The following is a 14,671-nucleotide window of genomic DNA, read 5'->3' as shown; positions in this document are numbered from 1 at the left end:
GATGCCGGCCTGCTGCATGGCGTGGTGCTTGCGACGGACCCGACGGGCCGTGTCGGCACTCGACTTGTTGGCCACCGCCACCAGCAGACGCGCGACCGTCCGGCCGTTGTCGGTGAGGAGATCGAGCGTGCCGGTGATGTCGATGATCGGGCGGTGGAAGTTCTCGACGACCTCGATCGCGTCTTCAAGGTGCCGGTTGTCCCGAGTCAGACGGTCTATGTCGTAGACGATCAGTCCGTCCAGCGGCTGACCGTCGGGGGTCATCCCGCGCTTGAGATCTTCCAGTGCCCCTTCGAACACGGGGCGGATCACGCGATAGGCGACTGTGCCGTCCGGCTGCCGGACCCTGCGGCGCTTCCACGCAGAGGTGTCGGGTTCCTCGTAGGTATGGACGTACTGGCCTTCGCGGCTCTCGACGAACCTGCGAGCGTCCTTCTCCTGCTCGTCCCGGCTCTTGATGTCCCGGCCGGTTGCCGGACGCCACCTCGTACCGCCTTCGGCCGAGGGATCAGACTCCTTGCTCAGCCTCCGGGCGGACACTTCCTCGTCGTCCGCTTCGAGGGAGAGCCGGACCAGTCCTGCCCAGCGCTGACCTGCGAGGTCACCCCAGTGCGCCCGCCGTACTAAGTCGTCGGTCATGAAGCGAGGTTACTTCTGGCGATGCTCTGTTCGGTGGAGATCCCTGCCCCACTGAGGATGGCGACGAGTGGCCTGTTCATGGACATGACGGTACGGCGCGTGCCTGCCCAGAGCGACCGGATATCCGGGCCCGGGACGGAAGGCGACGTCTGTGGAGTCGTCGGTGATCGGCAGGTCGAAGTGTTCTCGCCCGTTTCCGTCTCGCGGTGCGCCGGACCCGTGTCCTTTCCGGGCGGGCGGACCCATCCGAGTCGCGGCCCTCCACCTCGCGTGCGAGCCTGAGTTCATGATCGGGCGATCGCCTGCCTGCCTGTTCGGGGGGAAGGCAGCCACGGATGGCCGCCGGGCGGGGGCGCTCGAAAGGAGTTCGGCCACATGATTCCTGTCACCGCGTCACCTGTGCGTGTCGAGGCTTTCATCGATCCTCGGCTGTCCAGATGGATGTGGCTGGTGAAGTGGTTCCTCGCCATCCCGCACTACATTGTCTTGTTCTTCCTGTGGATCGCGTTCGTCTTCGTGACCTTCGTCGCGTTCTTCGCCATCCTTTTCACCGGGCGCTATCCCCGGTCCCTCTTCGACTTCAACGTCGGCGTGCTGCGTTGGAACTGGCGTGTCGGCTACTACGCCCACACCGCGCTCGGCACCGACCAGTACCCCCCGTTCACCCTCGCGGACGCGCCCGGGTATCCGGCGCATTTCGATGTCGCCTATCCCGAGCGCCTTTCCCGCGGTCTGGTCCTGGTGAAATGGTGGCTGCTGGCCATTCCGCAGTACATCGTCGTCGGGATCTTCGCCGGCGGCTGGGGCTGGGGCGAGGAGGACGGCTGGCGTGGTGTCGGCCTGATCTCCTTTCTCTCACTGGTCGCCGTGATCATCCTGGCGTTCACGGGCCGTTACCCGGTTCACCTCTTCGATTTCCTGATCGGACTGGTCCGCTGGGCCGCACGGGTCGCCGCCTATGCCGCGTTGATGACCGACGCGTACCCGCCGTTCCGCCTCGACCTGGGCGGGCAGGACTCGCCCCTCACGAAGATCCCGGCGAACGGTCCCGGCCGGTAGCACGAGCCCCTCGGTCGTGCCGACGTCGTCCGGGCCCGGGCAACGTCGGAGGACGGTCGCTGGTTCCGCGCTCGCGCCGTACGGGCGTCGTCGAGCGCCTTTGGCTCATCCGGCCTGGTCGAACCTCGGCGGACGGGCGTGTACCCGGTCGGCACTGTCGACGACGATGCCGTGGACGGCCGGGGTGGTGGTCGCCTCGCCCCAGGTCTGCACGCCGACGCGGGCCTCGGCGGGGTCGATCGCGGCGATCAGGCGGGCGAGCAGTTCGTCGGGGTCGGGCGGGACGTGGCTCGCGGCGTAGTCGCCGAGGGCTTCGGCGTGTCTGGTGAGCACCGTGCGGGCGGAGGCCTGGACCAGGTAGAAGGAATCGTTGCTCTGCTTGCGGGCCGGCATACGGAGAGGCGGCTCTGTTCGACGGGGGGCGGCCCGGCCGTGGTCGAGGGCCGTCCGTGGAAGCCGGGAGAGGCGGCCCGGCCGAGGTCTCGTGTCGCAGGCGACGGGTCGGGAAGGCTGGACGCAGCGGCCCTTCCCCGCACGCGCCAGACCCACCGGAGCGGAGTCCATGACCGACAGCCCCGTCGCCCGGGCCGCGCCCGCGTGGCAGATGTGGCCGTTGTACGCGGCCGGGTTCACCACCGCGTTCGGTGCCCACGGCATCGCCGCCAACCTCGGTGCCCACGGCGCCGGTTCGGTCACCTCGTTGATGGTGCTCGGCGGGCTGCTCGCCCTGTACGACGGAGCCGAGGTGCTGCTCAAGCCGGTGTTCGGCACCCTCGCGGACCGCGTCGGAGCCCGCCCGGTCCTGCTCGGCGGGCTCGTCGCGTTCGCCGTCGCCTCCGCCGTGTACGCGCTGGCGGACAGCCCCGGCCTGCTGTGGGCGGCCCGGCTCGGTCAGGGCGCCGCCGCTTCCGCCTTCTCGCCCTCGGCCTCCGCGCTGGTCGCCCGACTCAACCCGGCGGCCAGGCGGGGTCGGGCCTTCGGCGGCTACGGCTTCTACAAGTCCGTCGGCTACACGCTGGGCCCGTTGCTCGGCGGTGTGCTGGTGTGGGCCGGCGGGCTGAGGCTCCTGTTCGTCGTCCTGGCGGTACTCGGCGCGGCTGTCGCCGTCTGGGCGGCGCTCGCCGTTCCCGTGGTGCCGCCGCTGCCGAAGGCCCGCCAGACGGTGCTGGACCTGGCCAGGCGGCTCACGCATCCGGACTTCCTCCGTCCGACCGCTGCACTGGCCGCCGCGACCGCCGCCCTGTCCGTCGGCGTGGGCTTCCTGCCCGTCTCCGGGCGCGCGGCCGGCCTGGGCACGGTCGCCACGGGCGCGGCGGTGTCGGTGCTCGCCGCCTGCTCCGCCGTCGTCCAGCCACGGACCGGACGCGCCCTGGACGCCGGGCGTCTGGCCGCGCGCGACGGCATCACGGCGGGACTGCTGCTCACCGCCGCCGGTCTGGCCTGCGCGACCCTGCCCGGCGTCGCGGGGCTGCTGTCCGGCGCGGTCCTGATCGGCGCCGGAACCGGCCTGGTCACCCCGCTCGGCTTCGCGGCGCTGGCCGCCTCGACCCCCGCCGAACGGCTCGGCCAGACCATGGGCGCCGCCGAACTCGGCCGTGAACTCGGCGACGCGGGCGGCCCGTTGCTCGTCGCGGCCGTCGCCACGCTCACCACCCTCGACCACGGCTACGCGACCCTGGCCGTCCTCCTCGCCGTCGCCCCCGCGGCCGGCCTCGTACGCGGGGCCACCCGGCCGCGTACTCCTCGGTGACCGGTTCAGCAGGGCAGGTCGAGCACGACCGCGGCCCCGGTGACCCCGGCGGTTGGCGCGTCGCCCGGCGCGATGTTCTCGGCGCGGGCCGCACCGTCGTGCGAGGCGGCGACCGCGGCCACGAGCGCCAGGCCCAGTCCCGCGCCCGGCGTGGTGCGGCTCGCCTCGGCGCGGCTGAAACGGTCGAAGGCGTGCGGCAGGAACTCCGGCGGGAAGCCGGGGCCCTCGTCCGAGACCGACAGGCACAGGCGCCCGTCCCGTGCCCGGGCGTCCAGAGTGATGGCACCACGGCCGTGCCGCAGGGCGTTGTCCAGGAGGGTGCCCACGGCCGGTTCCAGCCAGCGGGGGTCCACCCGCACGACGGCCTGGTCGTACGCGACCGTCAGTGTGCGGCCGTCGCGTTCGGCGGCCGTCCGGTACTGCGCGCAGGTGTCGTCGAGGAGGCGGTCGAGGGCGGTCGGCACGCGCCGGATGCGTTCGCCGCTGCCGAGCTGTTCGAGGTCGAGGAGGGCGTTGGCGAGGGTGACCAGACGGCGTGCCTCGGCGTCGACGGCGCGCAGCGTCCCGGTCAGCTCCTCTGCGGTGCGCGGCCGGTGCAGGGCGACGTCGAGTTCGGCCCGCATGAGGGTGAGCGGGGTGCGCAGCTCATGGCTGGCGTCCGCGATGAACTGGTGCTCGCGCGCGGCGGAGGCGGCCAGCCGGTCGAGCATGCGGTTCAGGGTGTGCCCGAGCCGGGTGATCTCGTCGTCGCGGTCGGACGGCACCTCCAGCCGCAGGCCCGGTGACGCGTCGGCTCCGCCGGCGAGGGCGGCTGCACCCAGGCGGTACCGCTCGACGGGGCGCAGGGCGGCCCGGGCGGTGCGGTAGCCCACGTACGAGGCGGCCAGCAGGGTGAGTCCGGAGGCGAAGGCGAGCTGGGCGAGGAGCTCGCGCAGCGCCTCGTCGCGGTGGCCGCGCTGGACGGCCGCGACCACGATCCGCGGCCGCCCGCCCGCGGTGACGCGCTGCGCCCGCAGCCGCAGGGTGCCGTCCGTGATGGGCAGCAGGGCGCCGATGTCGCGCCGGACGACGGTTCCGTGGGCGGCGGCGGCGCGTTCGTCCGGCGTGAGCAGTGGCCGGTGGCGGACGGCGGCGCTGGAACGCAGCACCCGGCCGCGCGTGTCGAGGACCTGGATCAGGCTGCCGTTCGGACCGGCCGGCAGGTCCTGGCCGCCCCGGACGGCCCGGTCGAGGGTCAGCTGGTAGGCGGTGAGGTCCTCGTCCAGCTGGCCGTCCAGAGCCGTCTCGACGCGCCAGTAGACCAGGCCCGCGGCGCCGACGAGGACGAACGTCATGGCCAGGGCGACGGCGAGCACCAGGCGGCCCACCACGGGCAGCCGGTGGAACCGGGTGAGAAGCGGCCCGGGCGGCCGTGTCACGGGGTGGTCTCCAGGCGGTAGCCCCGGCCGCGCAGGGTGGTGATCGTGGCGCGGCCGAAGGCCCGGTCGACCTTGGCCCGGACCTTGGAGACGTGGACGTCGATGGCGTTGCTGCGCAGATCGGTCTCCCCGTCCCAGACCTCGTCGAGGAGCTGGAGCCGTGAGACGACCCTGCCCGCGTTCTCCATCAGCACCCGCAGGACGTCGAACTCCCGCCGTGACAGGTCGAGTTCGCTGTCGCCGCGCCAGGCCCGCTGCTGCTCGGGGTCGAGCACGAGATCGTCGGCCCGCAGCCGGCCCGCCGGGTCGGGTCGGCGCCGCGATATCGCGCGCAGCCGGGCCAGCAGCTCCTCCATCGCGAAGGGCTTGACCACGTAGTCGTCGGCGCCCGCGTCGAGTCCCGCCACCCGCTCGCTCACGTCCCCCCGGGCGGTGAGCAGGATCACGGGGACGTCGATGCCCTCGCCGCGCAGGGAACGGCACACCTCGACGCCGTCGAGGCCGGGGAGCATGACGTCCAGGACGACCGCGTCGAGGCGGGGATCGCGGGCGGCGGCGAGACCGGAGGGCCCGTCGTAGCGGCCCTCGGCGGTGTGGCCGGACTCGCCGAGGTAGCGGACGACCAGATCGGTCAGGCGGGTCTCGTCGTCGACGACCAGGCAGTACATGGCGCACAGGCTAACCGGGGGCGGAACCGCCCCGTACCGGACCCGCGACCACGGGCCGCTCGCGACCTCGGCCCGCCCGAGACCACGGCCCGCCTGCGACCTCGGCCCGCCCGCGACCACCGCCCGCGACCCAGGCCTGCCCGTGACCACCGCCCGTGACCGCGGCCCGCCCGGCCTGCGGTCACCCCGCGTACCGGGTCCCCGGCCGACCTCGTACGGGACCCGGGCCCATCCGCGGTGCCCGCCGGGCGGAGTCCGCCCGGAAGCCTTCATGGTCTGTTCATGCGCCGTCCCTAGCGTTCCTCGCGTCGCGGTGCTCCGCGGACCTGGGCAGGTCCGCCGCTCGATGCGCCGCGCGGAAGGAACTGCCATGCACGCGCCGTACACGGTGGCATCGGTGCTCGCCGCCAAGGGGATCACGAACCACCTCTCCCCGGTCGACCTGATGACGCGGGGCGCCCTCGACGTCATAGCCCTGCTGATCCTGGTCGGCTGGCTCTACCGGCGCCGTCGCAGCGCCCAGGAGATGCCCCTCGTCCTGACCGCCCTGAACATCGGCCTGTTCGCCGCGATGAGCGCCATCAGCGCGGGCAAGTTCCCCACGGGGGTCGGCTTCGGTCTGTTCGGCATCCTCTCCCTCGTCCGGCTGCGCAGCGCGGCCTTCACCCTCCGGGACGTCGCCTACACCTTCGCCGCGCTGGTCATCGCCCTGTGCAACGGGCTGCCGCAGCGCGCCGGGTGGCTCGCCATCGGGCTCGACGTCGCCGTGCTGGTGGCGGTCCTGCTGGTCGACGACCCGCGGACGTACCATCCGACCCGCGTCGTCCGGCTCACCCTCGACCGGACCTACGCCGACCAGGCCGACATCCTCCTGGACGTCGCGGCCCGTTACGGCCGGACGCCCGTCGCGGTGGAGGTCGACGAGGTCGACTACGTACGCGAGACGACCCGGGTCGCGGCCCGCTTCCCCGTCGGGTCCGAGCAGCCCGCACCCGCCACCGAGATCTCCGCGGTCGGCGAGCCCGAGGACCTGCCGGCCGACGAGTCCGAGGACCTGCCGGTCCGGGAATCCGAGGCGATGCCGCTCCGGGAAACCGAGAGCGTCCGGTGACTCAGGCGGCCTCCTTCGCCCTCGCGCTCGGCCTCTCCCTGCCGCACGGCGCGACCCTCGCCGAGGTCGACGCGGCCGCCGGCCTCCAGCACCGCACCGACCGCAAGTACCTGGTCCCCGTCGGCCTCGCCCGCCGCCTGGTCGAGCAGCTCGCGGACAGCCACCGGGTCCTTGACCTCGGCGGCCGCCGTACGACCAGCTACCGCAGCACCTACTTCGACACCCCCCGGCTCGCCGCGTGGCACGCCCATGTCCAGGGGCGCCGGCGCCGCTGGAAGGTGCGGACCCGGCTGTACGCGGAGGACGGGCTCTGCCGCGTCGAGGTCAAGACCAAGGACGGCCGCGGCGCGACGGTCAAGCACGCGCAGCGGGCCTCAGCGGCGCGGTACGGCCGGCTCGACGAGGAGGCGGCCGCCTTCGTGGACAGGGTCCTCACCGGATCGGCGATCCCCGTCCGCGCCGCCGACCTCGTCGCCACCACGGAGATCCGCTACCTCCGCGCCGCCCTCGCGGACCTGCACCACGGCACCCGCGTCACCCTCGACGGCGTCCTCACCTGCCACCGGGACGACCGCTCGGCCGCCCTCGACCCGGACTTCGTCCTCGTCGAGACCAAGGGCGGCGTCCGCCCCGCCCCCGCCGACCGGATGCTCCTGGGCCTCGGCGTCCGGCCGGTCTCCCTCAGCAAGTACCTCGTCGGGCAGTCCCTGCTCACCCCCGGTCTTCCCGACAACGACGTGCGCCGCATCGCCCGCACCCGCTTCCGCGCCGGCCCGCACCCCGCGCCGGCCCCGCTTCCCGAAGGGACCCCCGTCGCATGAACGCCCTGAGCAAGATCAGGTGGCCGTACGCGGCGATCGCGGTCACCGCCGTCGCCGTGGCCTCCGTCGGCCTGATCCGCCCCGAACTCGCCGCCGTCGTCACCGGGAGCCCCGGAGCGACCGCCGTCATCGGCAAGAACCCGCCGCCCACGCTCTTCGCCGACGCGACGATCGCCCCCCTCGGCCGGCAGGTCGACGCCCAGCGCATCAAGGCGGACGCCCTCTTCACCCGCTGGACCGCCCAGCACGGGACGGCCCGGGACGACAAGGCGTTCACCGCGTGGGTCGCCGCACAGATTCCCGCACCGCCGTCGGCCACGGCCCGCACCGCCGAACTCCATGGCCTCCAGGACCTCGCCAGGACCCGTACCGCCGCCGGGAAGAAGGCGGCCACCTGGCTTGAGCTCCACGGCAAGAAGGACATCTGGAAGCTCTACCAGCACGACCAGCGCGAACTCGTCACCGCCGCCAGGGGCACGGACGAGAAGGCGCGGCTCAAGTCGGCCCTGAGCCTGGCCAAGACCGTCAGTGACCAGCTCGCCGCCCGGGACAAGCAGCCCGCGCCCTTCGTCGTCGACCCGGGCCTGCGTCCCGACAAGCACCTCGCCGCCGGTGCCGAGGGCCCGTACTCCTACCCCTCCCGCCACGCCGCCCGCTCCGCCGCCGCGGTCACCCTGCTCAGCGCCTTCGCCCCGCACCGCGCCCAGGACTACCGGTGGATGCAGGACGAGGTCGTCTACTCCCGCGTGTACATGGCCGGCCACGTCCCGAGCGACATCCTCGCGGGCACCCTGCTCGGCGACCTCATCGGCGACTACGAACGGGCGGCCAAGTAGCGGGAGGAACCACCCGTGACAGCCCGGCGCGCGTCCACCCGGTGGGTTTTCCGGGGCGCGTGCGCGGGCCGCGCGGGTCCTGGGCTCCCCGTGGGTACGCTCGCGCTCCGACGGCAGATTCCGTCCGAGCGGATGTAGGAGAAGACCCATCACCGAGCCGAGGTCCGAGGAGTCCGGCGAGCCCGGTACGTCGGGGAAGCAGCCCGCCGAGCCCGTGCCCGGGAACCAGCCCAGCGAGGCCGAGCAGTTGCGGGACATGCTGGTCCAGCCCGCGTACCGCCGCGCCCTGGTGTTCTGCGCCGTGATCGGTGTCCCGGTCTCCCTGGCCGCGTTCTGGTTCCTGGTGCTCCTCCACGAGCTGGAGAAACTCCTGTGGCAGGAGTGGCCGCACGACCTCGGGTGGTCGAACCCGCCCTGGTGGTGGCCGCTTCCCCCGATGCTGCTCGCAGGGGTGCTGGTGGGCCTGATCGTGCTGTGGCTCCCGGGCCGCGGCGGCCACATCCCCGCCTCGGGACTGCACGCCGGCGGGGTGTCGATCTCCGCGCTGCCGGGCGTCGTGCTCGCCGCGCTCGCCAGCCTTCCGCTCGGCGCCGTGCTCGGCCCCGAGTCCCCGCTGATCGCCCTCGGCGGCGGTCTGGCCCTGCTCTTCCGCGATCTCGTACGGGCTCCCGCCACCCCCCAGGGCACGGCGCTCCTCGGTGCCGCGGGCGCCGCCGCGGCCATCTCGGCGATCTTCGGCAGCCCCCTGATCGCCGCCGTGCTGCTGATGGAGGTCGCCGGCGTGGGCGGGCCCCAGCTGTTCGCGGTGATGCTGCCCGCGCTGCTCGCCAGCGGGGTCGGAGCCATCGTGTTCACCGGGTTCGGCGACTGGACCGGGCTCCAGACCGGCAGCCTCAAGATCGGACTGCCCGCGCCCTCCACCCTCGACACCGGGGACGTGGTGTGGTCGGTGCTGATGGCCGTGGTCATCGGGTTCGGCATCCACTGGGTGATCGTGGGCGGCCGGTACGCGGCCCGGGCCGTGTCCGCCCACGTCCTGCGGACCACGGTGCTGTGCGCGCTCGCCGCGGGCGGCTGCGCGGCGCTGTACGCGGCCCTCACCGGACGGTCGCCGTCCGAGGTGGCCCTGTCGGGCCAGACCACCCTCGCCCAGCTCGCCGCCGACCCGCACGCCTGGTCGGTGGGCAGCCTGGTGGCCGTGGTCCTCCTCAAGTCCCTCGCCTACGCCCTGTGCCTGGGCACCCTCAGAGGCGGCCCGGTGTTCCCCTCGCTCTTCCTCGGCGGCGCGACGGGCGCCCTGCTGGCACCGCTCCCGGGGTTCGGCGTCGTGCCGGCCATGGCGGCCGGCATGGCCGCCGCGTCCGCCGCCGCGCTCAGACTGCCCGTCAGCTGTGTCGTGCTGGTCGTCCTCCTGGTGGGCAACTCGGGAACGGTACCGGTGATCGTGCTCGCCGCCGTGGTCTCCTTCGTGACCGTGGAACTGCTTCCGCAGGGCCCCGACATCCCGCCGGTCAGGGCCGCAGCCGGTCGAGCGCCTCGTCCAGCGTCGTCGCGGCCATGATCAGGGAGAGATGGGTGAACGCCTGCGGGAAGTTGCCCAGTTGCTCACCGCTCGGGCCGATCTCCTCGGCGAACAGCCCGACATGGTTGGCGTACGTCTGCATCTTCTCGAACGTGTAGCGGGCCTGCGGCAGCCGTCCCGCCCGGGCCAGCGCGTCGACGTACAGGAACGTGCAGAGACTGAACGTCCCCTCGGAGCCGCGCAGTCCGTCCGGGGAGGCCTGCGGGTCGTAGCGGTAGACGAGGCTGTCGGAGACGAGTACGCGCTCCATGGCGTCCAGCGTGCTCAGCCAGCCGGGACTGCGCGCGGCGACGAAGCCGACGCGGGGCGCCAGCAGCAGGGACGCGTCCAGGACGTCGCTGTCGTAGTGCTGGACGATGGCCTTCTGCTTCTCGTTCCAGCCCCGCGCCATCACCTGTTCGAGGATCGCGTCCCGTGCCTGCGTCCAGCGGACCGTGTCGGCCGGTCTGCTGTACTCCATGGCAAGCTTCAGACCCCGGTCGAACGCGGCCCAGCACATGATCCGGCTGTAGGTGAAGTCCTTGCGCCCGCCCCGGGTCTCCCAGATGCCCTCGTCCGGGCGGTCCCAGGAGTCCGCGAGCCAGTCGAGGATGCCGGCCAGCGCCTTCCAGCCCTGGTAGCCGCCCTGTTCCCGCACGGCGCGGCCCTCGGCCAGCGCGTAGAGGGCCTCGCCGTAGATGTCGAGCTGCAACTGGCCCGAGGCCCCGTTGCCCGCGCGGACCGGGTACGAGCCCCGGTAGCCCTCGAAGTGCTCCAGGATCTCCTCCGTCAGATGCGGGTCGCCGTCGACCCGGTACATGATCTGGAGGGGTTCGTCGTCCGGGCCCTCGCGCTCCCGCAGGCGGTCGCCCAGCCAGCGCGTGAAGTGGGTCGCCTCCTCCACGAAGCCGAGGTCGAGCAGCGCCCGCACGGACAGCGAGCCGTCCCGCACCCATGTGTACCGGTAGTCCCAGTTGCGTTCACCGCCGATCTGCTCGGGCAGCCCCATCGTGGCGGCCGCGACCGGCGCCCCCGTCGGGGCGTAGGTGAGCAGCTTGAGCGTGATCGCCGAGCGGTGCACCATCTCCGTCCAGCGGCCGCGGTAGTTCGAGGTGCGGACCCACTTCTGCCAGAAGTCGACGTTGTTCCAGAGGCCCTCGGTGACCGTGTCGATCGTCGGCCGCGGAGGCGCCTCGGCGTCCGGCCCGCACACCGTGAAGACCACGGCCGCCTGTTCGCCGTTGGCGAGGGTGATGCCACCGCTGACGTCCCGGCCGTCGCGTTCGAAGGGGATGTTGCCCTGGAGGTACGCGGTCGCGCCCGGCGACCTGAACGTGGCGGTCCCTGAGGTCAGTTCGAGCTCGTGGTCCGTCCGCGCGTAGTCGAACCGCGGCCGGCACTCCAGACGGAAGTGCACCGTGCCGCGCACCGCGCGGACCACCCGCACCAGACTGTGCCGGTCACTGGGGGTCGGTCCGGTGAGGACCGGCATGTGGTCGATGATCTCGCCCACGCCGTCGGGGGACATGAAGCGGGTCACCACGACCGCCGTGTCCGGGTAGTAGAGCTGCCGCCAGGATCCCTCCGGGTGATCGGGGGCGAGGCGGAAGTAGCCGCCGCCGTCGTGGTCGAGCAGCGAGGCGAAGACACTGGGGGAGTCGAACCGGGGGGCGGCGAACCAGTTGATCACGCCCCGGGACGACACCAGGGCCGCGGTCTGCAGGTCCCCGACCAGGCCGTGGTCGGCGATGGGCGGATAGCGATCCATACGGGCCTCCTTGTCAGGCCGCTTCGGCCTTGACGCGCCCCGAGCGGACGGCGTCGACGAGTGCCTGGTGGTCCTTCTCGTTCTGGTCCGCGTACGCCTCCGCGAACGGGACGAGCGCCCGGTCGAAGACGTCGCCGCCGCCCAGATAGGAGGCGATGGCGATCCGGTCGCCCGACCTCGCGTGCGCGCGGGCCAGCGTGGCACCGCACAGTTCGCCGAAGGCCCGCATGCCCGGCGGGACCATGAGCTCCGGTTCGGCGATCCCCTTCCAGTCCCTCAACTGCCGTACGTAGAAGTCCCGTCGGCGTCCGTCGATGCCTTCGGCCCGCTCCCAGCCCAGGAAGATGTCACTGGTGGCCTGCATCAGCCGCTGGCCCGCGACCACCCGCTCGCCCTGTGTCCGGTACTCGCTCGCGCCGGCGTACGGCGCCAGCACCGACTCGTCCGCCTCCTTGGCCTGCAACAGCAGCGGATCCGAGCCGTCCCGGCCGAGCATGAGGATGATCCAGCACCGGGTGCCGACACTGCCGACCCCGACCACCTTGCGGGCCACGTCGGCGAACCGGTACTGCTCCAGCAGGTACCGCCGGTCCGTGTTCAGACTCCGGCCGTAGCTCCCGATCAGCTTGCGCAGCTGCTTCTCCAGGGCGCTGCGCTGCATGTCCGGCAGCAGATCCTGCAAGGGCACGACGAGAGGCGGGTCCGCGGCGATCAGCGCCTGGCCGTCGACCATGTGCGTGAGCTTGTTGAACGCCTGGAGGCTGTCTCGGCTGCGCGCCTTGTCGGTCGTCTTCTTCCAGCGGTCGCGGCCCCGCGAGCCCAGCTCCCCGGCGATGTGGGTCCGTACCCAGTCCTCGTCGAAGTGCGTGTACCAGACGGGGAGATTGCCCATCCCGGCGAAGCGTCTCATCCACTCGCGGTACGAGCGCACCGTCGTACGGACGATGTCGGCGCGCTCCTTGCCGCTGTAGCCGTTGGCCCGGCCCGCGATGACGAGGCTGGCGGACAGCCGCTTGACGTCCCACTCCCAAGGGCCGGGCAGCGTCTCGTCGAAGTCGTTGATGTCGAACATCATGCGGCGCTCCGGCGATGCCAGCAGCCGGAAGTTCAACATGTGCGCGTCACCGCACAGTTGGGCCCTGATCCCGGACCGCGGAGTGCCCGCGAGGTCCGCGGCCATGATGGCGGCGGCCCCGCGGTAGAACCGGAACGGCGACTCGGTCATCCGGCCGTAGCGGATCGGTACGAGCTCGGGCACCCGGGTCGCGGACTGCGCCTCCACGATGTCCACCGGGTCGGGCCGCTTGGCCGAGGGGGAGAAGTCGGCGTGACTGGAGCGCGGCACGGCGGACCGGGCGGCCTTGCCGAGCGCGGCGCGCTCCGCCGGGGTGTGGTGCGGGACATTGCCGCCGGCCGGGTGCTTGGGGGTCATTGCAGACGCTCCGCGATGAGGGGGACGACGGGAAGGGGGATCCGGGGACGGGTGAGGTCGGGACGTGCGGGCGGGGGCCGGGCCGACGGGGTGCGGCTGGTCGGCCGCTCGCGGCATGCCCACGGCGTACGGGTCGCGTGCGTGCGGCGAGAGGGGGCCGGCGGCGCACGGGTCGTGGTGGCGGGGCCCGGTCCGATCACCAAGGTAGCCCCGGGCCATATGTCCGGCGAGTCGGCCCGGCCGGACCCCCGCGCCCACGGTGGAACACCGGATTTGTGGACGTGCCCGGGGGAGGTGACGATGAGGACATGCGCGATACGGCGGCGCCGGGCCGGGCGGGAGCACACGGGGGCGGCGATGGTCCTTGACCTGCTGCTCATCGCCCTGGCGATCGCCCTGGACCCGCTTCCGATCACCGGATTCGTCCTGGTGCTCTCGACCCGCAACGGGATCTGGAAGGGCCTCGCCTTCATCCTGACCTGGCTGGCCTCCTTCGTCGCGATCATCGCCGCCGTGCTGCTCATGACCGGGGGAGAGCCGCCGCCCCCGAGGTCCGCGCCGTCCACGGCCGCGCTCGCCGGCAAGCTCGCCATCGGCGTCGGACTCGTCCTCTACGCCGAACGCACCCGGCGCAACATCGGCAAGCGCCCGAAGCAGTCCGGCTTCATGTCCCGGATCGAACGGATCTCCCCCTGGACCGCCGCCGGGCTGGCCCTGCTGCTCCAGCCGTGGGGGATGATCGCGGCCGGCGCCTCCACCGTCGTGAGCGCCGACCTCGGGCACGCGGCCTCGTACGCGGCCCTGATGGGCTACGTCCTGCTGGCCACTTCCAGCCTGCTGACGATGGAGCTCTACGCGACCTTCGCCCCGCAGACGGCCCATGTCCGGCTCGGGCGGCTGCGCGCCTGGATGGAGCGCCACCAGGACAAGGCGCTGGTGTCGCTGTTCCTGTTCCTCGGGCTGTGGCTGGTGGGCAAGAGCATCTACCAGCTGACCGCGTGAACCACCCGCGCCGTACCGAAATGCGGCGGCTACCGTCCGGTGCTGCAATGGCATGGACCAGGGGCCGGGTAAAACGATGACCACGCAGGGGTGAAGCCGTGAGCGAAGATGAATTCGTCGAGATGGGGCCGATCGACTATATCGTCGTGGAGTTCCCCGGTAACCGAATGACCGGTGAGGGACTTCCGATCCTGGTCGATCTGGTCGACCGCGGTCTCATCCGGATTCTCGACCTTCTGTTCGTGAGAAAGGACGAGGACGGAACCGTGGCCGGTATGGAGGTCGCCGACTTCGACGGAGACGGAGCCCTCGACCTCGCCGTGTTCGAGGGGGTCTCCTCCGGCCTTCTCGGCGAGGACGACATCGCGGAGGCCGGCAAGGCACTGGAGCCCGGCAACTCCGCGGGGATCCTGGTCTACGAGAACGTGTGGGCCGCGCCCTTCGCCGCCGCGCTGCGGCGCGGCGGAGCCCAGATGGTCGCCTCCGGACGCATCCCGGTGCCGGCCGTGCTGGCGGCGCTGGACGACGCGGACGCCGGCTAGCCGTACCGCGCGCCGCCCGTTCGTGGCGGACATGAACCGGTGGCGGCCCCGCACCTGGGGTGCC

At 72.5% G+C, this 14,671-nt stretch carries 13 protein-coding genes and 1 pseudogene; 8 read left to right on the top strand and 6 right to left on the bottom strand.

The features are described from left to right. Positions 1-63: 63 nt before the first annotated feature. A pseudogene (locus tag ACFWI4_RS19580) lies at positions 64-639 on the bottom strand (recombinase family protein); the annotation flags it as partial. Between the two features lie 375 nt (positions 640-1,014). Between ACFWI4_RS19580 and ACFWI4_RS19575 the strand changes: the two are divergent. After that, positions 1,015-1,698, top strand: a complete 684-nt coding sequence (locus ACFWI4_RS19575) for a DUF4389 domain-containing protein (RefSeq protein ID WP_387197659.1) — start codon at positions 1,015-1,017, stop codon at positions 1,696-1,698. 105 nt (positions 1,699-1,803) lie between these two features. On the opposite strand, the gene ACFWI4_RS19570 is transcribed toward ACFWI4_RS19575, so the two are convergent. Continuing rightward, entirely contained in the window at positions 1,804-2,091 is a 288-nt protein-coding gene (locus ACFWI4_RS19570; protein WP_387197656.1) for a hypothetical protein, read from the bottom strand. A 169-nt stretch (positions 2,092-2,260) separates the two neighbouring features. Between ACFWI4_RS19570 and ACFWI4_RS19565 the strand changes: the two genes are divergently transcribed. Next, positions 2,261-3,448 (top strand): MFS transporter, encoded by a 1,188-nt coding sequence (locus tag ACFWI4_RS19565; protein WP_387197653.1) that lies wholly within the window; start codon positions 2,261-2,263, stop codon positions 3,446-3,448. 5 nt (positions 3,449-3,453) lie between these two features. Here ACFWI4_RS19565 and ACFWI4_RS19560 read toward each other — a convergent pair whose 3' ends face one another. Further along, the gene (locus tag ACFWI4_RS19560; RefSeq protein WP_387197650.1) at positions 3,454-4,866 is read right to left on the bottom strand and encodes an ATP-binding protein; all 1,413 of its coding nucleotides are present in this window, start codon (positions 4,864-4,866) and stop codon (positions 3,454-3,456) included. Further along, complete coding sequence (locus tag ACFWI4_RS19555; RefSeq protein WP_387197647.1) at positions 4,863-5,534, bottom strand: response regulator transcription factor; 672 nt, start codon at positions 5,532-5,534, stop codon at positions 4,863-4,865. Before ACFWI4_RS19555 ends, ACFWI4_RS19560 begins: the two co-directional genes overlap by 4 nt. Before the next feature lie 370 nt (positions 5,535-5,904). On the opposite strand from ACFWI4_RS19555, the gene ACFWI4_RS19550 reads away from it, so the two are divergent. The 4 genes from ACFWI4_RS19550 (at position 5,905) to ACFWI4_RS19535 (ending at position 9,863) form a co-directional block, all read left to right on the top strand. Then, positions 5,905-6,645, top strand: a complete 741-nt coding sequence (locus ACFWI4_RS19550; RefSeq protein ID WP_387197644.1) for a DUF4956 domain-containing protein — start codon at positions 5,905-5,907, stop codon at positions 6,643-6,645. Next, a complete protein-coding gene (locus ACFWI4_RS19545; protein ID WP_387197641.1) occupies positions 6,642-7,466 on the top strand; it encodes a polyphosphate polymerase domain-containing protein in 825 nt (274 codons plus the stop codon). Before ACFWI4_RS19550 ends, ACFWI4_RS19545 begins: the two co-directional genes overlap by 4 nt. Further along, positions 7,463-8,302, top strand: a complete 840-nt coding sequence (locus tag ACFWI4_RS19540) for a phosphatase PAP2 family protein (protein WP_387197638.1) — start codon at positions 7,463-7,465, stop codon at positions 8,300-8,302. Before ACFWI4_RS19545 ends, ACFWI4_RS19540 begins: the two co-directional genes overlap by 4 nt. Before the next feature lie 256 nt (positions 8,303-8,558). Beyond that, positions 8,559-9,863, top strand: a complete 1,305-nt coding sequence (locus tag ACFWI4_RS19535) for a chloride channel protein (protein ID WP_387197843.1) — start codon at positions 8,559-8,561, stop codon at positions 9,861-9,863. On the opposite strand, the gene ACFWI4_RS19530 is transcribed toward ACFWI4_RS19535, so the two are convergent. Beyond that, positions 9,814-11,631, bottom strand: coding sequence for a glycoside hydrolase family 15 protein (locus ACFWI4_RS19530; protein ID WP_387197634.1), 1,818 nt, complete (start codon positions 11,629-11,631; stop codon positions 9,814-9,816). The two genes, ACFWI4_RS19535 and ACFWI4_RS19530, sit on opposite strands and share 50 nt — an antisense overlap. 13 nt (positions 11,632-11,644) lie before the next feature. Beyond that, positions 11,645-13,063, bottom strand: coding sequence for a DUF2252 domain-containing protein (locus ACFWI4_RS19525; protein WP_387197631.1), 1,419 nt, complete (start codon positions 13,061-13,063; stop codon positions 11,645-11,647). Positions 13,064-13,420: 357 nt separating this feature from the next. On the opposite strand from ACFWI4_RS19525, the gene ACFWI4_RS19520 reads away from it, so the two are divergent. After that, positions 13,421-14,065 carry a GAP family protein gene (locus ACFWI4_RS19520; RefSeq protein WP_385407418.1) on the top strand — a complete coding sequence of 215 codons (645 nt, stop codon included), beginning with the start codon at positions 13,421-13,423 and terminating at the stop codon, positions 14,063-14,065. Positions 14,066-14,187: 122 nt separating this feature from the next. After that, positions 14,188-14,607: a DUF6325 family protein gene (locus tag ACFWI4_RS19515; RefSeq protein WP_387197839.1), complete on the top strand. Its 420-nt coding sequence runs from the start codon at positions 14,188-14,190 to the stop codon at positions 14,605-14,607. Positions 14,608-14,671: the final 64 nt, after the last annotated feature.

Origin of the sequence: Streptomyces sp. NPDC127038, from assembly GCF_042725875.1 — a bacterium.
Taxonomy (GTDB): Bacteria; Actinomycetota; Actinomycetes; order Streptomycetales; family Streptomycetaceae; genus Streptomyces.
The sequence above is the reverse complement of the archived record's forward strand: the minus strand, read 5'-3'. Positions and strand labels throughout refer to the sequence as shown.